At 59.5% G+C, this 18,819-nt stretch carries 15 protein-coding genes and 1 pseudogene; 4 read left to right on the top strand and 12 right to left on the bottom strand.

Annotated features, from left to right (window positions below; translation table 11 throughout):
• The first annotated feature begins 1 nt into the window (after position 1).
• The gene (locus tag BDK61_RS07890) at positions 2–1,924 is read left to right on the top strand and encodes a HAMP domain-containing protein (RefSeq protein WP_121302938.1); all 1,923 of its coding nucleotides are present in this window, start codon (positions 2–4) and stop codon (positions 1,922–1,924) included.
• A 56-nt stretch (positions 1,925–1,980) separates the two neighbouring features.
• Positions 1,981–2,409 carry a hypothetical protein gene (locus BDK61_RS07885; RefSeq protein ID WP_121302937.1) on the top strand — a complete coding sequence of 143 codons (429 nt, stop codon included), beginning with the start codon at positions 1,981–1,983 and terminating at the stop codon, positions 2,407–2,409.
• A 369-nt stretch (positions 2,410–2,778) separates the two neighbouring features.
• On the opposite strand, the gene BDK61_RS24155 is transcribed toward BDK61_RS07885, so the two are convergent.
• The gene (locus BDK61_RS24155) at positions 2,779–2,901 is read right to left on the bottom strand and encodes a hypothetical protein (RefSeq protein WP_004962120.1); all 123 of its coding nucleotides are present in this window, start codon (positions 2,899–2,901) and stop codon (positions 2,779–2,781) included.
• 1,741 nt (positions 2,902–4,642) lie between these two features.
• On the opposite strand from BDK61_RS24155, the gene BDK61_RS07875 reads away from it, so the two are divergent.
• Positions 4,643–5,056, top strand: coding sequence for a DUF5805 domain-containing protein (locus BDK61_RS07875; RefSeq protein WP_004962123.1), 414 nt, complete (start codon positions 4,643–4,645; stop codon positions 5,054–5,056).
• Positions 5,053–6,090, top strand: a complete 1,038-nt coding sequence (locus tag BDK61_RS07870) for a tyrosine-type recombinase/integrase (RefSeq protein WP_121302935.1) — start codon at positions 5,053–5,055, stop codon at positions 6,088–6,090. Before BDK61_RS07875 ends, BDK61_RS07870 begins: the two co-directional genes overlap by 4 nt.
• A 286-nt stretch (positions 6,091–6,376) precedes the next feature.
• Here the strand turns inward: BDK61_RS07870 and BDK61_RS07865 are convergent, their stop codons facing one another.
• From BDK61_RS07865 to BDK61_RS07810, 11 genes and pseudogenes are all read right to left on the bottom strand, one after another.
• Positions 6,377–8,149, bottom strand: coding sequence for a transposase (locus BDK61_RS07865; protein ID WP_244209698.1), 1,773 nt, complete (start codon positions 8,147–8,149; stop codon positions 6,377–6,379).
• A 344-nt stretch (positions 8,150–8,493) separates the two neighbouring features.
• Complete coding sequence (locus tag BDK61_RS07860; RefSeq protein ID WP_121302934.1) at positions 8,494–9,210, bottom strand: helix-turn-helix domain-containing protein; 717 nt, start codon at positions 9,208–9,210, stop codon at positions 8,494–8,496.
• Between the two features lie 42 nt (positions 9,211–9,252).
• Entirely contained in the window at positions 9,253–10,230 is a 978-nt protein-coding gene (locus tag BDK61_RS07855) for an amino acid ABC transporter permease (protein ID WP_004962132.1), read from the bottom strand.
• Entirely contained in the window at positions 10,227–10,979 is a 753-nt protein-coding gene (locus BDK61_RS07850) for an amino acid ABC transporter ATP-binding protein (protein WP_004962134.1), read from the bottom strand. The genes BDK61_RS07855 and BDK61_RS07850 overlap by 4 nt, the downstream gene beginning before the upstream one ends.
• On the bottom strand, positions 10,976–11,656 hold the full coding sequence (locus tag BDK61_RS07845) for an amino acid ABC transporter permease (RefSeq protein ID WP_004962136.1): 681 nt from the start codon (positions 11,654–11,656) through the stop codon (positions 10,976–10,978). Before BDK61_RS07845 ends, BDK61_RS07850 begins: the two co-directional genes overlap by 4 nt.
• Before the next feature lie 4 nt (positions 11,657–11,660).
• Positions 11,661–12,449 carry a transporter substrate-binding domain-containing protein gene (locus BDK61_RS07840; protein ID WP_121302933.1) on the bottom strand — a complete coding sequence of 263 codons (789 nt, stop codon included), beginning with the start codon at positions 12,447–12,449 and terminating at the stop codon, positions 11,661–11,663.
• Positions 12,450–12,508: 59 nt separating this feature from the next.
• A complete protein-coding gene (locus BDK61_RS07835; protein WP_121302932.1) occupies positions 12,509–13,831 on the bottom strand; it encodes an aspartate aminotransferase family protein in 1,323 nt (440 codons plus the stop codon).
• Positions 13,832–13,924: 93 nt separating this feature from the next.
• Positions 13,925–14,872, bottom strand: coding sequence for an arginase (rocF, locus tag BDK61_RS07830; protein ID WP_004962144.1), 948 nt, complete (start codon positions 14,870–14,872; stop codon positions 13,925–13,927).
• Between the two features lie 6 nt (positions 14,873–14,878).
• The gene (gdhB, locus tag BDK61_RS07825; protein ID WP_121302931.1) at positions 14,879–16,162 is read right to left on the bottom strand and encodes a glutamate dehydrogenase GdhB; all 1,284 of its coding nucleotides are present in this window, start codon (positions 16,160–16,162) and stop codon (positions 14,879–14,881) included.
• Between the two features lie 717 nt (positions 16,163–16,879).
• Positions 16,880–17,479: pseudogene (locus BDK61_RS07820) on the bottom strand (IclR family transcriptional regulator); the annotation flags it as partial.
• Positions 17,480–17,662: 183 nt separating this feature from the next.
• Positions 17,663–18,808, bottom strand: coding sequence for an ISH3 family transposase (locus tag BDK61_RS07810; RefSeq protein WP_121302321.1), 1,146 nt, complete (start codon positions 18,806–18,808; stop codon positions 17,663–17,665).
• Positions 18,809–18,819: the final 11 nt, after the last annotated feature.

Raw genomic sequence — 18,819 nt, 5'->3', positions numbered from 1 at the left:
TATGAGTTCAGGAGAGACACAGATACCAGACAGTTCAGAGAACGATTCGAACGCCTCCGGTGGGATTCTGGCGACAGTCGTCCCGGATGTCATCCGGCGAAACTTCGCACTCAAATTCGGTATCGTCCTCTTTATTATGGCGCTGTCGGTTGGTCTCGTTGGCCTTGCCGCGACAGAGCAGGTCAAAAACTACACGGAACAACAGGTTCTGAGTGACTACGAAAACGCCGCTGCACAGGAAGCTGACATCCTGTCACAGTGGGTAGACCGAAACCGGCTATCAACCCAGTTCGTCTCGTCCAACGACATCTGGGCCAGTAGTGATACCGATGATATCGATATCGAACTCAACAATCGGAAAGCCGCTTTGTCCGCAGATGCTGCCGACATCCATCTGGTTGAACGCAATGCCGCCCAATCGCAAGTTGTCGCCAGCACATCTAACTCACAGGTGCTGACCAACTCACCGCTCGAATCGACGAGCAGGGCCTGGCTTACCGGTACGAACTTCGAAACGGCAAGCGATGTCGTCGTTTCCGACGTGTACCAGACGAACTCGGGCCCGGTCGTCGGCTTTGTCAGCCCTGTCGATGCCTCGCAGAATCGGTATATCCTCATCGAATACTCGCTTGACGAGATCGCGAACTCGCTTCAGGGGAACAACAGGGCTGAAGGCGGGTTTACCCAAGTCGTCAACGGGTCGGCGGTCGTCATGATCGACGAACCCAGAGACGGGAGCCGCGGCCTCGGAGGGAATATGCTGCAGTCATACAGCGAGAACAGCCGCGCTAACGAACCGATCAGCGAAGCGAACGGCCTCCGATCCTCGGAACAGCAGTCTGGTGTCACCGCTGATATGCCGGCGGCCGACGTGCTCAGTGAACGCTACACCGTTGGCTATGCACCAATACAGGGGACAGACTGGGTCGTCCTCGTGCACGCGCCCAACTCCGCGGTCTTTGGCTTCGTCCAGAACGTCCAGCAGTACGGGCTCATCGGGACGGCGCTGATGGTGTTGCTCATTGCGGGCGTCGGTGCGATACTCGGATACAACACGGCAACATCGATCGACCGCCTGACCCGAAAGACGGACCAGATGCGACAGGGGAACCTCGACATCGATATCGCTACCAGTCGTATCGACAACATCGGTCGCCTGTACAGCGGGTTCGCTGATATGCGCGACGCGCTCAAAGAACAGATCAACGAGGCCGAGCGTGCACAGAAGGAAGCGGAGGTTTCCCGCGCCGAAGCCCTCGAAGTCAACAAGTACCTCCAGAAGAAGGCCGAGGAGTTCTCCGACGCGATGGAGGAGACGGCCGCTGGAAACCTCACTGAACGGATGGCGACAGACGGCGAGAACGAGTCGATGGACCGTATCGCCAGCGAATTCAACGGCATGGTCGACGAACTCGAAAAGACCATCGGCCAGCTCAACAGCTTCGCCGACGAAGTCGCGGAATCTGGAGACGTCGTTCTGTCGAGTGCGGAGTCCGTCCGTGACGCGTCCGAACAGGTCGCCGAATCGACACAGAAGATCTCCGACGACGCCTACGACCAGAAGGACCGCCTCGCAACCATCTCCGAGGACCTCGACACCCTTGTAGACACGCTCGAAGAGTTGGAAGCGGATAATCCGGACATCGATCTGGGCGACTCGCTTGAGCGGTTCCGGACGGTGGCGACGACGCTACAGTCAGCCGCCGAAACGAGTGACCAGATGATGGCCGAAACCCAGACCGTCGCCGGCGCAGCCGAAGAGCAGGCTGCAGAGCTCAACGAAGTGTCCTCGCGAGCCGAGCAGCTCAAACGATATGCGAAGCCACTCGGGGACATCCTGAACCGCTTCGAAACCGAAGCCGAGCACGAGTTCGTCTTCTCGGGCGGTCCGTCACAGAGCCTCGGCGAAGAGGAAGAGGAGTAACCCGCTTCACTGCTCTCACCGAAACCGACTTTCGCGCTGGCGTCGTACCAGATTCAATGAGCGACGACGCAGGCGATATCTCACGAGCAGAACTCGCCGAGTACTGTCGAACCCAAGCTGCGATTCTTGCGGGTCATCTGGACCAGCGCAGTGCGGAGCTTTCCGATTTACTTGCGGAGATCGAACAGGACACTGCTGATGCGCGCGCCTCATTGACTGGGGGTCCCGAACGACCGGACGCCAGTGCGGAGGCGACTGTCGCAGACATTGAGGCCAAGCAGGAGCAAGCGCAAGCGAAACAGGCAGAACTAGACGAGTACCGAACGCTCACTGAGGGGTATGCCGATCTTGCAGAACAACTCGCCGGGGGCTCCGGCGACCTTGAGACCGTTCTGGAATTCGAAATCGACACCAATGCGCCGACGTATTTCGACACCGAAACGACGATTCTGGGAGCGGCGACCGGAGAAGATGGGGACGGCTGATTTCACAGTGAACAGGCGGTTATACAGCGTCGGCTTCTGCTGACAGCCATCGTTTTTCACGGTGAGCCAACGCTGAATTCAAGTAGCTCGTGGGGAGAGACTGTCCTCGCCACGAGGGAGCCCGGCTCACCTCTTCCGGAGTCAGTCGACGTGCCAGCGTGAGATAGCCCGCCGTTCCCCAAGGGATTGCTCTCCAATCTGAATAGGTAGTGGCTAACTCAAATTCAATATAGCCACATACGGTTTATGTGTTCCGGGTAGATCACCGAGAGTGTAGTATAGAGATTACTATCAGTAATTACAGAATGGATCACTCGCGGAAATATCAGTCAGTCAGCCCCACAGTCAGAAACCCCAGCAGGCCCGAACTTATGAATTAAACGTACGCTCGACGAGGTATTTGACCAGATAGAACCCGCCAATAAGGGTGACAGCCATGACTACCAGTACAATCGCAATCATGAACAAAAGGACGAGTGCGTCGTTAGCCACCGGACTCACCTTCCTGAGAGAACGCGTGTCGTCGGGAACGCATATCGCTAGCTTCAGTCTCGACACGCTAATGTAGGAGGGTTTCGGTTCAGCAATCTTAGTGCTCGTGAGTGATACTGGAGTCCATCTATCGGAGGTGTTTGGTGTTACGTGCGTGGAGCTGCCACGCCGAGACAGGGTCGCTTGAAGCCAATACAAGGCTATTCTCGGTGCACTACACTCTCCGGATGATACACAAAGACGGCGAAGCGCTACGCGGGTTCTTCGGTGCGAACAGGTCTCGTGACGGGCCGAATACGTCAGTCACGGGATACCGAGCCCGCCGGACTTCCATGGCAATGATCGTGATTGGCGTGTACGCAAAGGTAGCATTCGCGGCACTCATACATCGTCGAATGAGGCGAGCAGTCCGAGTCTGAGGTGCTGAATGGGGGCCAATTGAAAGGCTGATACAACCAAATCAGGCGTCTCCAGCTCGAAACCGCTGGTGACCCATATTATCCTGACGACAAGAAGCAGGCTGGACCTACGACACGACGGGGCTGAGTGCACCTGTCGAGCGTTGCAACCCGCGACTGTTCTGGCGAGGCACGGGACACGCTACTGGCCGACGAAACGGCGCTTCGGACATTGGTGCGCATACTCTCGTCGCCCGTATACCACGACCAACGAGCAATACCCTGTACGAAGGTTGTGAGTTGGTCCAGCGGTTCCGTAAAACGACAGAAAAGCGCCCAGTGACAGTCCAAGTTGCCCGAGAAACGGAATCGCTCGGAACCACGGAAGGCGGAGTTTTCTGGACGGCCACAGAGAGGCCAATGCAGTAGCGAGCGTTTCCGGCAACGGTCCCGGAAGCGGACCCGACGCCGCCACGCTCTAGAAGCGCTATGTCGCGCCCTCCTGGAACGACTGGACGAGGGCAGCGTGGACTCAGTGTCTCTCGGTGAGAAGGATGCCAGAAGTGCCTGCAGTGGGCGATGCAGGCCTGTCGACGGGAGATCAAGACCACGCTCACTGTCCGGTATGTATCGAAGGCCGAGCCGACCGTACGTTGTCAGAAACGGTTCTGGAGTGGCACGCAAAACAGGCAGTCAAGCTGACGACGCGGCTCGTGGGATTGAGCGGGACGACCACGCCTATTTGGAGTCTACCCTTCATTGTCTCAAAGACTAGCGCATAGACCGGAGTACCGTCCTGTGTGACAAGCATCTCGCGTCCGGGAACACTAGACTGGCTGAGACTCAAGAGGAAAACTGCCGCCGTTCTCCGCTGAGAGGATGCCAGCTACAGTGACACATACCACATCCGAGGGACTGTGGATGCTACGTAGTGTGGGAAGGTCAAGGAGCCAACCGAACCGTGCAGAGAAATCAGTGAGGCCGAGCAGGTAGACAGACTGCCAGCTCCATAGGTTCGACTTTGGCGAGTAGTGGATCCTGTATAGTCTCGGACTCTCCCCGTGGTCGTTCACTGCACCAAACCGAATACTAATACCTGTTAACAGGCGGCAGTCTGCTTTCGTCCACCTAAATCCGGTTGAGCAGGCGGACCAACCAGAGAGAGTACGGTGATCTGCACCTGTTTTAATATTTGTGAGTGTGTGCTTACTATCCGTCAAAATGTAGAATTTTTTGCAGTAACGCAGCAAATGCCGGCGAAATGGGGTACTATACACCCAAATAAAGGCTTTTATCTCTGAGTATGGGACTACATTGAAGTTCCCAGCGTCCGAGGGTGAAATGTGTCCAGTGACAGTGAGCGAACGACGGTTCGGACGTACATTCCGGCCTACCAGAAAGAACAGTGGCAGGCCCACGCCGAAGAACTGGATATGAGTCAAAGCGAGTTCGTCCGGACGATGGTACAGGCGGGTCGAAGCGGATTCGAGTCAACAGCCTCCGAGACAACTGAATCAGACGCCGCTGGGAGCAATAGTGAGGAACCCCATTCTCCGGACGCTACCCCTGGGGGTGACGGGCTGAAAGACCGGGTCCAGGAGATCCTTGCTGACGGGGACTACTACGAGTGGGACGACCTGCTCGCAGAGCTGACCGACGATATCGAGGAGCGACTCGAAGACGTACTGCAGGAACTGCAGTCAGACAACAAAGTGCAGTACAGCGGGCGACACGGGGGGTATGTTCGAGACGAATGAGCACGGATACAGCCACGCCGGACGCCGAGTCGGACCCGGTCGGGTATTTCCTCGATGATATCACGTACCACGGAAAGAGCGACCGGACTCGTGCATCCTACGAGCGCGTCCTTCGGGACTTCGAATCCTATCTGGCGGACGGCCACCAGCCCCTCCCTGTCCGAGAGGCCTCGCACCGGGACTGCATGGCATACGTCCACAGCCTCCGTGGTGATGTCGAGGAAAGCACTGTCGCGACGTATGCCTCCTATCTGCACCGGTTTTTCGCGTACATGACTCAGGTAGGCGCCTTCGAATCGAACCCGATGACGCTGGTCATGGAGGAGATGGATGAGTCCATCAACACCGACCCGACCCGCCGGGAGATAGACCTCCAGTCGATGCGTGCGTTCGTAGACAGCGTCTCGCACCCGCAAGAGCGAGCTATCATAGTGACACTGTTGAAGACGGGAATGCGGGCCGGCGAACTGTGTAACCTCGATATCCGTGACCTCAACCTCGAAACCCCTGGGCCCAGACCGGAGATCCCGGTCCGAGCGGGCCTCGACGGGCGTCCGGACTCATTGTTCGTCGCCTCGGACCCGACCCGTGGCGAGGCCAGCAACGGGGAAGAACGGACCGCGTCCAACAAGCGGAAGCGGGAAACGACGATTCCAGTCGACGCCGAGCTGGCATCCGTGCTACGACGCTGGCTCGCGATTCGGCCGGACACACAGTCCCCGGCAGCGCCGCTGTTTGTGTCTACAAGCGACAGCTGGGGAGAGCGGGTCACGCCGAACATGGTACACCACATCGTCGAATCCCACGCCCGCGAGTTCGGTTGGTACACGGACGGTGGGGGAGCCGAAGAGAATGTGACGCCGCACTACTTCCGGCACTTCTTCACGACGCATCTTCGGGACCGGACCGGCGACCGCGGCGTCGTCAAATACCTCAGAGGCGACGTGGCCCAAGACGTCATCGACACGTACACCCACGAGTGGGGGACCCGAGTCAGGGATGTGTACGAGGCTGAAATCTACTCGCTATTGTAATTTTTTAATCAATTGTTTAACACCGTAATCGCATTCGGGATGGTCGCTGCTGAACTAATAAACTTCATACCGCTATATCGAATTGGGTGCATGTGGCGCTGCGAATGCCGCCGAATCCGTGCACGAGAACCACCTCTCTCGGTGGAAGTCGGGCCAGTGTACCAGCTGACCAAGAAGTTACGACCGCTACTCAGCGGTGGTGAGTAGCGGTCGGACAGGAGAGACCGGGCAAATCAGTCGACTTTGACAGTGATGCCTCTCACGAAGGGCTACCACGGACCGGGATTTACAGCAATGCGCTCACCTCCCGGCGAAGGAATGCACGAAACCGCGGGGCCGTCACCCGCGGTTTCGTGCGAAACTCCACGACATCGATCAATGTCTGGACCAGAAAGTCCACCAGCAACCACAGATCGTACAGCAGGACCGCGAAGCCGAAGTGAAACAGTCGAACCGAGAAGTCCGTCGACGTCGTCCACGGCGCGAATTCCTTGATTTTACTGTAAGCCGTTTCGATCCCACCTCGGCGTCTGTACCGAGTGATCTGTTTCTTAGTCCAGCGCCGATCGAGACGAATCTCGTCGTTGAGGACGAGATTCGTCGCAAACGTCTGGACTTCGTCGTGATCCTCGTCGGGAGGAAGGCCGACGAGCGTCGTCTCAGCCCGTGTATTACTGACGTCGTGTTTGACTGGACCGTGAACAGCATGGTCGTCTTTGACCGTCACTTGCTTGTTCCCATCTACGTCCTCGTCCATGCGCGCGATGAACCGCTTGACGCGGTCATCGCGCGGGGCCGGGATCACGTACCGGATGTCTCGCCATTCGAGAGAAGTGAAGACGTCGGTGGCGTAGAATTCTGCATCGCCGTAGAGTCGGCGAACATTGATCCGGCACTCCTCGGTGACGTGATCGACGAGTCGGCGAACGACGTCGCCGACTCGATAGGATTTGTCCTCTCCAGAGTAGGCGTCGGGATCGTGGTAGTCGGCGTTCCCAACCGGAAGCATCGCGGCCGCGAAGTGAACGTTGTCCCCGACAACGTTCGCGGTCGCGAACTTATGACACCAGTCGTAGGATTTGTCGTCAGGGGCTCCTTGCACCCGGATCAGTTCCTCGCGATCCCCGTAGAAAGCGACGTAGGTCACGTCGATCGACAGCATAACTGGTGTCTCGAATTCCATCCGGGGCTTGGCCCGCGTCAAGACGCGGGCCGCGCCCTGGTTGACCATCTCGGTGATGTCCGTCGGAGAGAGGTCCTTGATCGCTTCCAGCAGCGTTTCACCGCTCGGGCCGTCCTCGTAGAATGGATCGTCCAAGTCGGGATCGGGATTGACGTAATCGCCATAGGTCTCGGCACCGCCGTTGGCGGCGGTGCCTGTGACCCCGAGACAGGCTTCGAGGGTGAGGAGTTCTTCGTCATCGTAGATGGGATCCTCGGGTCGATCGAACTCGAAGGCCGGCAACACGACCGTCTGAAGTTCGTCGAGGAGATCCCTGGTTTTCCGCCGAAGGAGGCGGTTGACAGTGCGCTTCGAGGAGCCTGTCGGCTCCCCGGAAGCGCGCTCTTCGTAGGGAGTGCCGATCGGACTGCCGCGTTCGGCAGCCAACTGCTGGATCTGGCGAGCAGTCGTCTCGATCGTCGACGTGAGTTCGGCGAATCGTCCAGTATCTGCTCTGGAGATCGTGCTTCTCGACGGGGGATCGCCGGACTCGAAACCGAGTTCGGTCGCGAGGTCGGGATCAGCGTCGAGCGTCCGATGGAGCCAGCCATCGGACGTGTCTTCGAGTTCCTGTAAGAGCAGAGCGGCGAACATCGCCTCGAACGGCTTCGAATCGTGCCAGTCAGGAACTGGATCGCGGCGTTCGTAGCGACTGAAATCGAGTTGCGTGACCAGGTCGGCCGCGACGGTCGTCTCGTCGACGACCGCCGCAGCCTGTTCTGTCAGCGGCAATGTCTCGATGGAGATCGGATCGATAGCTTGTAGACGCTCGTCAATCGATCGCCGGTCGCGACTGTCACCAGCAGCCGCAACCGGATCTGACCGGTTCTTTGTCACATCGGGGGACATCTCGTCCCCCTTCAGTCAGTCGATCGATGTCGAGATCCCGTGCACGGATTCTGTCATTCGTAGCTTCAGGGGTGCATTCTGCTTCGCATTTATGCAGTCTCAATGACTATTTTGCTAATCGCATACGGGACAGGCGGGTTCCATGCGCCGGTTGCCCCGTGGAACGCTCCTGCGGTGAAATCGGTCGAACAGTCCGTTGACAGGCACTTTCCAAACAGCAAGCCAGCATAGCACATCACGGACTGAGACGGGGGCAGAACCAGAGACTATCGGCACTAAGCGCACACACTCACATATCAGACGCTATCTGGAGGAAGGGCCATCTGGAGAAACTACTCAGGGTCCAGAAGTTTCGACTCGGCGGTTCGGAGATGCTCGAGAAGCGTCGTCTTCGAGATATCCATCTCGGCGGCGAGTTCGCGGACCGAAATCCCGCGCGGCCACTGGTAGTAGCCTGCTTCGCGGGCCGCTTCGAAGGCTCGTCGCTGAGCCGGCGTTAGCGAGTCGGTTCGCAGCCCACCTACTGACCGCTCAGTATCGCTGTCCGGCGTGACGATGGATTCGACCGACACGTCAGCGTTGGCATCAGCCTCAACAGCATCGAGTGCGGGCTGAATCTCGGGCCGTTCGCCGGTGAAACTCACCTGCCACCGTTCGCGGCCGTCTTCGATGCGAACGGGGGCGCTGTGGACGAACCCGTGTTCAAGTAGCGTCGGACAGACCAACTCACCCGGGTCGTACTCAAGCAGGAACTGCCTGACGACGGTGCCCGGCGCATCGCGCTTGTGGCCGACACGTGCCTGAAGTTCCTGTATCTCTCCAGCGTGGGACGACGCGCGGACTGCGTCGAGACAGTCCTCGACAGCCGACTTCGTGGCACCGTACGCCGTAAACACGCCGTTGACCGATGCTGTCGGCGACTGTGCAGTCTGTTGCACCGTGTGTGCCAGGATACCGCCATCGGTGCGGTCGGTTGCTTCGATAGCCCAGCAGTTCGGGTGCCACAGGTCGAGCGTCAGTCGTGCGCCGGCGCTTTCAGTGTGACTCATGGGATGTGCTGAAATGATTGGTTGGGGGCCCTAAGAGAGTGGTCATTGTCTAGTGTGTCCGACACCGGCGGTTGCAGTGTGCGATTCGACGCGGTCCATCAGTGCTGATGCCGACACAACGAGGGCCAGGTACAGTATCGCCACCAGCACAAACAGTTCTGTATACTGGTACGTCTCGTTAGCGAGGGTGCTTGTCCTGCCGTACAGTTCCTGAACAGTAATGAAACTCGCCAGCGAGGAGTACTTGATGAGATACACGAGTTCGTTCGTCCAGCTGGGAAGCGCGAGTCGCAGACCCTGTGGAACGACAACGTACCGTATCCCTTCGAGCTTCGAGAGCCCAATTGCGCGTGCGGCAGTCAACTGGCCGCCGTCGACCGAGTCCAGTGACGCGCGCAGATATTCGGACTGGTAGGCGGCGCTGTTCAGCGTGAAGCTGATAACGGCGACCCAGAACGCCTGTGCTGGAATGAATCCGACACCGACCCCCGGGACGCCTCTGAGAACCTGCGTGAGTGAGGTCGCGAAGTAAAGCACGAACAACTGGGCGAGCAGCGGCGTTCCGCGGATGAGTTCAGTGTAGGATAGGGCGAGCCACCGTGCCCACCGCCCTCCGTACACGCGAACGACGCTGAGCGGGAGCGCCAGCGCGAATCCGAGACAGACACTGAAGACCGTCAGTAGGACCGTCGTCCAGATGCCATGTGCCAGCGCCGGCAGGTACGCCGTCGCGTCGGCGGCGAACTGGAGCGTCTCAGCGAACCATGCCAGCGGCGCTCCGGCGGCACCGAGCGGCGCGGCGAGCGATGCGACGGTATCCGCTGCTGTCAGGAACGGGGCCGCCGGGAGAAACGGTGTGCCACGGTCGAGTCCAAATACTCCTGCGAGAACGAAATCGGTAGTCCACCGGGCCAGAACCCAGATCCAGAACAGCGTCAGGCCGATTGTGAGTGGACGGACGGTGAAAACCGTCCCGACGCGGTCCCGGAGCGGTGATGTTGTGGATTCAGCTGTGCTCATGCCGTTTCCTCGTGCGCGTGCAATCTGCTCAGGAACTGCTCGGTTCGGTCCGCTGTGGGGTTCTGGAACAGTTGCTCCGGTGGGCCGTGTTCGACGACCTCGCCGTCATCGAGGAACACGATGTCAGACGCGGCCGACCGGGCGAAATCCATCTCGTGACTGACCACGAGCATCGTGATGCCCTCCGCTGCGAGGTCGCGCATCACCTCAACGACCTCGCCAACGAGTTCGGGGTCGAGCGCGCTGGTTGGCTCGTCGAACAGCAGCAGTTCCGGGTCCATCGCGAGTGCGCGAGCGATGCCGACGCGCTGTTTCTGTCCGCCAGAGAGTTCGGCGGGGTATGAGTCCGCCTGTTCCAGCAATCCGACCTGTTCGAGATGCGTCCGTCCGGCGGCCTCGGCGTCAGCAGCGTCCATCCCGAGTACTTTCTTTGGGCCGAGCGTGACGTTTTCGAGCGCAGTCAGGTGCGCAAAGAGGTTGAAATCCTGAAACACCATCCCGACCTGTTTTCGCAGTTCGTTGACGTCGGTGTCTGCCCCAGTCACGTCTTCCCCGTCGAGCGCAATCCGGCCACTGTTGATCTCGGTTAGCCGATTCACACATCGGAGCAACGTGGATTTTCCCGAACCACTGGGCCCGATGAGGACCGTCACGTCGCCCTGATCCATCTCGAGGCCAACGCCTTCCAGTACTTCTTCGCTCCCGTAGGACTTGTGCAGGTCGTCGATTGAGAGTAGTGGCTGTGTCATGTCGTTCCCTCCGGTACCGCGTAGTAGTCGCTGAGTCTGTCGAGCGACCGGTTCGTCGCGAACGTCAGCACGAAGTAGACGAGGCTGACGGCGAGGAATATCTCGAGTGCCGCAGTCGACTGCCCGCCTTCGTAGAGGTTCTGGCCCGTCGTTAGGAGTTCGCCAATACCGATGACGATAGCGATGCTCGTGTCCTTGAGGACGATAGTAAACTCGTTCTGGAAGCCCGGAACGCTCCGGCGCAGCGCCTGCGGGACGACGACGTGCCGAATCGCTTCGAACCGGGACATTGCGACGGCGCGTGCCGCTTCCAGTTGCCCATCGTCGACGCTCTGGAGCGCACCGCGGAAGATCTGGGACTGGTAGGCGGCGCTCCGGAGTCCGAGTGCGATGGTCGCCGTGACGAACGCGCTACTGGAAACGGACAGGCCGAAGTACAGGATCATGATGATGACAAGCAGCGGCGTGCCACGAAGGACAACCCCGACCTGTTCGACCAGCCGACGGGCTCTGTCCGAGCCGTACACCTCTATCGCACCGGCCGGGAACCCGATGGCGAATCCAAGGAGAATACTGGCTACGGTAAGCGCGACGGTGACAGCTGTCCCGCCGAGCAACAGCCCCATGTTATCGACAACGAACAGCCAGTCGGCAGTCTGGAGTAGGATTGCTGCCATGGCCTCACTTCTGTCCGAACCACTTCTCGGTCAGGTCTCGGTACGTCCCGTCGTCCTCGACTGTGGTTAGCCCGCTGTTGAGCGCGCCCGCAAGCTCGTCGTTACCGGACTGAATCCCGAAGCCGAACTGCTCACCAGTCTCGTGGACGAACGCAGACTTGATCGGGCGGTCTGCCACGAACGAGTTCGCGACGGGGACATCGATGATGATGACGTCGACGTTTTCGTTTAGCAAATCCTCGACGGCGAGTCCGTAGTTACCGTACGCGTTGTACTGGGACTGCTGAATCGTCCCCGCTTCGATGAGCTGATCCTTGATGACGGATTCACCGGTCGTCCCTTTCTGTGCCCCGACCGCTGCCTCAGAGAGGTCTTCCAGCGACGACGGTGAGAACGACCCGTTCTCCCGGACGATGATGGCCTGATTCGAACTGTAGTACGGGTCGGAGAAGTCGATGGCTTTGTCGCGTTCGTCGTTTATCGTCATGCCCGCCGCGACCACGTCGACGTTCCCGTTGTTCAGCGCTGGAATGAGTGATTTGAATTCAAGTTCTTCCCAGCCGCTCAGTTCGTACTCCGTCGCCGCGACAACGGCTTCCAGCAACTCGACGTCGAAGCCGACGAGTTCGCCGTCCTGTTTCATCTCAAACGGCGGAAAGCCCGGCGCTGTGCCCGCGGTGAGCGTCTGTGAGTCCCCGCTGTCCGACTGACAGCCAGCGACCGACAGGGTCGCGACAGTACCACCGATTGCCTGCAGATACCTCCGTCTGTCTACGCGTGCCTCTCGTGGCATAGTGCCACAGTCGAATCAGTCATATTTTAACATTTCGGTTACCGCAGAAATAGCGAGGGTCAGGCGGACGCGACAGCGCCTGCAACCTCGGTAAACACCGAATCGAGGATGTCGAGACAGAGTTCCAGTTCGCGCTCGGTAACGTCGAGTGGCGGGAGGAGTCGGAGAGATTTCTGGCCACAACCGAGCGTGAGGAGGCCGTGCTGGAGCGCGGTTTCCATCACGGCGTCGCGTCGATCAGCCGTATCGAACTCCAGCGCGGTCATCAGGCCGAGGCCGCGCACGTCTTCGACCAGCGAACGGCCCGCCGAGACTTCGCGGAGCCGATCCATGAAGTACGTCCCCTTCTCGGCGGCGTTATCTAGCAGGTCGTGGTCCTCGATAGCAGCAAGAGTCAGCGCGCCGCGCATCGAGCCGAGGATGTCGCCGGCCCCCCACGTCGAGGAGAGCCGCGACGTTTCGGACGGGAAGATGTCCGACCGGGAGACGGTTGCGCCGACCCGGAGCGCTTTCGCGCTCGTGATGACATCCGGTTCGATGTCGTAGTGGTCGACGGCCCACATCTCGCCAGTGCGGCCGACTCCTGACTGGATTTCGTCGGCGATGATCGGGATATCGTGTTCCCGGCAGAGGTCGTCGACGGCCGAGAGGAACTCGGGATTCGGAACGCGATAGCCGCCTTCGCCCTGTATCGGCTCGAGGATGAGGAACGCGACTTCCTCGGGCGGGATGTGGCCGGTGTCTGCGTCGAGTTTCGAACGGAGGCGCTCGACGCCAGCCTCGGAGTACTCCACGTCGTGAATCCCGCTGATTTCGGGGAATTTCCGGCGATAGACGGATTTCGAACGGTTCAGCGAAAGCGCCCCCAGTGTCCGACCGTGGAACGCGCCGTCGAAGGTAATGCCGTACTTCGGCGTCTCGCAGTTATCGTAACAGATCTTCATCGCGTTCTCGACGGCCTCGGCACCGGAGTTCGAGAGGAAGACGGTGTCGAAGTCGTACTGGCTGGTAATATCGGTCAGTTTGTCCATCAGGTGGGCGGGTCCCGGTAGCGACGTTTCGTCGGGTGAGCCGCCGGTGCTGATGTAGAAGTCCTGGCCGGCGATCTTCAGCGGGTCGACCATGTCGAACTCGTCGGCACGGTCGAGCACCTTCGGGTTGTTGTATCCGAGCGGCGACGCGGCGACGTGGCACGTGAAATCCAGTAGGACGTTGCCGTCCGCGTCTGTACAGAACGGACCGATTGCGTCCTCAGTGATGTCCCAGACGAAGTCGTACACATACGTGCTCGGCGCGGCGGTTTCGTGATGGTACTCGACCCACTCGCTGCTCTGTGGGCCAGGCATACTATCGACACATGGCTCTGCAGTATCGCGGTCCATGCTAGCATAATCGAAATCATCAGTAATAAATCACTGTGTTCCGGGCCCGCGTACCGGCCGCATAACTGGGTCCTTGCTGCGGTTCGAAACGGGCTACAGGATCCGCTTGCCGAATGCGCTGGCGGCGAGTTCGGCCGCTCGCTCGCCCGTCGTGTTGCGCTGGTCGAGGATGGGGTTGACTTCGACGACATCGAGCGAGCGCAGCACTGATTCGGCGGCGTCGCGGTCGGCGACCCGTTCCATCGCCGTATGTGCCTCCCGGTATGTGACTCCGCCGGGAACCGGTGTCCCGACTCCCGGTGCGTCATCCGGGTCAAGCCAATCGAGGTCGAGGCTCACGTGGATGTCATCGACCCCGTCAGTCGCGATATCAAGTGCCTCATCGGTGACTGAGCCGATACCCTGCTTGTCGATGTCCGCCATCGTAAAGACGGAGATGTCGCTCTCGCGGAGGACCGCTCGTTCGTCGGCATCCAGACTCCGTGCGCCGACGATGACAGTGTTCTCCTCGGCGACATTCGGGGCGGTGGCCCACGGCATCTCTGCGAAATCGCCGTAGCCGTGAGCGGCCGCAAGCGGCATCCCGTGGACGTTGCCGCTGGGCGAGGTCGTCGGGGTGTTGTAATCCCCGTGCGCGTCGAACCAGATGACGCCGAGTTCGGACGCCTGAGCCGCACCGCGCATCGTGCCCATTGCGATAGAGTGGTCACCGCCTAACACCAGCGGCACGCTCCCGTCGGCTATTTCGGTCGCCACCCGGTCGGCAAGCGTGTCGGTCATCTCCGCGATAGCATCGAGGTACTTCGCACTGGCGTCGGCGGACGCCGGTTGGGACTGTAGCGTCGGCGGTGAAAGGTCCCCCGCGTCAGTGTAGTCGACGCCGGCCGTATCGAGCGCGGCGCTGAGGCCGCCGTAGCGAATCGCTGACGGACCCATGTCGACGCCGCGTCGGTCGGCACCGAGGGCGAACGGGACACCGAGCACCGCGACAGGTGACGTGGGACGACTGCGGTCTCGCGACTGGGTTGACTGAAGCGACATCCGTTGTTACGGCCATAGCCCACGGGCGTTCATAGCGTCACCGATTCGCGAGAGCGCGACAATATAGGCAGCCGTTCGCCACGTGACATCGCGATTCTCGACTTCGGCCTGCAGGGCCTCCCAGGCATCGAGCATCTCGGCTTCGAGTTCGTCGTTGACTTCTTCCCGGGACCAGCTCCGTCGGTTGATGTGCTGGAGCCATTCGAAGTAGCTCACGGTGACGCCACCGGCGTTGGCGAGGATATCCGGGATGACTGGGATATTGCGTTCCTCAAACACTGTATCGGCCGCTGTCGTTGTCGGGCCGTTCGCTCCTTCGACAATAATGCTCGCCTGCACGTCCGCAGCGTTCTCCTCGGTCAGGACGTTCCCGACTGCTGCGGGAATGAGGACATCGACATCGAGTTCCAGTAGCTCGGCGTTGGATAGCTGACGTGGTGCGTCAACAGCCCCCAGCTGGCCGTGCTCGTCACCATCGGCGGAAATGGATTCGATATCGAGGCCGGATTCGTCGTAGATACCGCCGTCGACATCGCTGACAGCGACAACGGAGGCGCCCCAGGAATCGAGGAGGCGTGCGGCGTTCGCGCCCACAGCGCCGAAGCCCTGTACAGCCACAGTGGCTCCCTCGACGCTCCCATCGTAGTAGTCGAGTGCTTCGCGGGCAACGATAGCGACGCTTCGGCCGGGTGCCTCCTCACGGCCGTGCGTCCCGCCGACTGCCGTCGGCTTGCCGGTCACAATGCCGGGAACCGTCTCGCCTTCCTGCATCGAATACGCGTCCATGAACCAGGCGACGGTCTGCTCGTCGGTCCCCATATCGGGTGCAGGGATGTCTTTCGTCGGCCCGACGACTTCGCGTAGTTCCTCGGCGAACCGGCGGGTCAACTGCTCGGTCTCCTGTGCGTCGAGCGTCGACGGGTCGACGACGATGCCGCCCTTCGCGCCGCCGAAGGGCAGGTCCATCACCGCGCACTTCCACGTCATCAACATCGCCAGCGCCGTACACTCCTCGGCGGAGACGCTTGGGTGGTATCGCATACCGCCTTTGTATGGCCCTCGGACCTCGAAGTGCTGGACGCGATATCCGTTGAACACTTCAACACTCCCGTCTGTCCGGTGGATCGGAACGGATACCTCGACAGTTTTCGATGGGTGACGGAGCTGTTCAAGCATCCCCTCAGAAAGGTCGAGGTGTTCGGCCGCTCGCTCCAGTTGGCGGCGGGCAGTCGCGATTGGCGATTCGTCCTCGTCTGTCGCTTGCTCTGGTGGCTCCTTCTGTGTGCTCATGATTGGTTGGTAGGTTTGGCGGTGCGTACGCCCACTCGGGACCAATGGGGCGAGTACGCTGGGTTGTTCAGCACGCTGTGTCCGTATGTACTGTCAACATCCGACGGCTGGAGTGAGACAGTGTATCGGCATCAATACTGGTATTGTTAATAAACATTTGGGACTGTCTTCGAGGCAGATAATTTGATACTAGCAAAAGTCAACAAAAATTCCTCAAGCAGTTCTCAGGGAACAATAAGCACCTCTAATGCCCTATCTGTAAAATACTGCCGTTAGATGGACTTGATATGCTCAATTTGAGAGGGATTACAGTATTTGCACAAAGGTGCGCCTGCTGGCACAGAGGATACTGTATGCGCGCTATATCGCGTCTAACTACCGGATAGGGTGCCGGCAACTGGTTTGAGAAAGTCAAAAACAGGCTTGGCGTCGTAGCAGCGGAGTACTGTATCGAGGTATGTCGGCGACAACGGTCCAATCTCGGAGTCTCCGGCCGTAGACCGCATACAGCCACAGCTACTCGACCCGCTGTGCTATCCTGGCAGGGCCACTAACGATGGTGCGACTGTTATTGTGGATGCCTTGCTGGAAGAATCGCCCCGACCCACCGTCACAGTAGCGTAGCCGAGATTTGAGCTATCCAAATGTTGGAGGGCGGATACTGTCGTTGGTTAGTGGTCATCGCTGACACACAGCGACGAGCGTCTGACGCCGCTGTTACGTGCTCCGGTCAAACGAGGTCATTTCGAGATTGACTTCGATGAGGTTCGCTGCCTCCATCACCATCTCAGGAATTTCGCTGTCGAAGCGGGCCCCTTTCAGACGGCTGGTCGGTGCAGTCACACTGACCGCGCCAACAACGGTCCCATCGTTGTCCAAAATCGGCGCACCGACTGCCCGGAGGCCACGGATCTCTTCCTCGTCGTTTGTCGCGTATCCTCGCTCCTGAATTGTTTCTAGCTCGTCACAGAGCGTCTCTCGGTCCGTAATCGTGTGCTGTGTCTGTTGTGAAAGGCCTTCCCGGTCGATTATTTTCTCAACGCGCTCGTCCGGGAGACACGAGAGGATTGCCTTCCCCGAAGCGCTGTCGTGGAGGTGTTGTGGGGCCTCCCGCAACTGGAGGTGGTAGTCCATCCCGACGGCGTGTTCGCCCCGCCGCTCGTAGATGGCGACTTCGCGGCCGTCGTTTTCGACGACCAGATGGACGTACTCACCGGACCTGTCGGCCAGTTTGTCGACTTCCTTCTGGCCGGCAGTGTAGAGCTCTGTCTCGTTGCGGACGTGTTCGCCCATCGTGACGAACCGAAAGCCAAGCTCAGTCGATCACATCGACAGCCGCGTAACCCCGTTTGATGACGGTGAACCAAACCGAACTAGCTGTGGAGCATCTTCGAACCGCTAGTGAGCATGATTTTCGGGATGGACCGTCGCTGTCGGCGGCGGACTGCCGCCGACGCGACAGTGTCACCACTGACGACCGCTGTCCGGACAGATGGACAGCTACCGGAAGAACCGGTCGTCAAGTGGCTGGTTCGCTGGAACAGTCCTGCGGACACCAAGTGCTGTCCAAGCTGCGCGGAGCGTCATTTCGCAAAACTCCGTGAACGACCACTGCAAGAGGCGGCGGCCCCCACGGCGGGGCGCCGCCACGTACCTCCAGTGGAGATATCGCCAACTGTTCTGAAGCAGTAGGCTCACTACAAACATTACCAACCGCAGTCCAGCATCCTGAGAACTAGTGAAAGCGAGGCTCTGCTTGGCTAATCGGTAGCTTGATTCGATGCCGAAGCGCTTGCTGTAGTGCTCTCGTGCATCTCGTGGCGTGTCGATAAAGGGCGCGTCAGCGGCGTAGCCGTGACGCGCCACCCCGTGTTCGTCGTACCGTCCCTGCTGGTACACGCAGTCGATGAACACAGGGAACTCCACCTCGCCAGCGAGATCGTGTTCGATCTCGCGGCTCCAGCCTTCGCTGAGTTTGTTTTGAATCGTCTCACCCCACTTGACGATCGGCATCACATAGGCGTAATTGTGCGCGTACAGCAGCTTGAGACAGGTGCTGTTGTAGAAACCCCGATCAAGGTAGACGGCCTTGACGCCGAGGTCAAGGCCGTCAAGGAGTTCCAGGAACTCGGCGAGGACATCGCTGGTGGTTTCGCCAGCGACGAGCTGGCGAACCGCCAGCGTGTACCGCTTGTTGCGTACGCGCACGTAGAGCGTCGCATAGGCGTGAAACGTCGTTGTTCCACGCTTGGCCTGTGAGGAGTACAGAGCCTCAGTTTCGTCCTCATCACCGTAGTAGGGATCGAGGTGGAGGTCTGCGCAGACCTCCACCGGTCGATCTGGCAGTGTCGCAAGCGCATCTCGTTGTAACAGTGTGTCTCCAACCGCCTCAACCGAATCAAGCTCAAACTGATCGGTAAGATGTCCACGCACGGTATTGGCGTGCGGTGAGTCGTCAGTCGTTTCGCAGACGTGGTTGATTGAGGTCCCGCCGGCGCTGGCGCCGGCGAGGACCTCGCACAATGTCTCTGTCGTGACCTCTACGTTCTCGTCGAGGTCTACCGTGAGCTCCTCTTCGAGACTGTTGACGACAAAATTAAGCAGGTGCTCTTCCTCTATCTCGCTGTCTGCTTGGGTTGACTGCACATCCTCTCCAA

Origin of the sequence: Haloarcula quadrata (genome assembly GCF_003634715.1) — an archaeon.
Classification (GTDB): domain Archaea; phylum Halobacteriota; class Halobacteria; order Halobacteriales; family Haloarculaceae; genus Haloarcula; species Haloarcula marismortui.
This window is presented reverse-complemented; position numbering and strand designations above follow the sequence as displayed.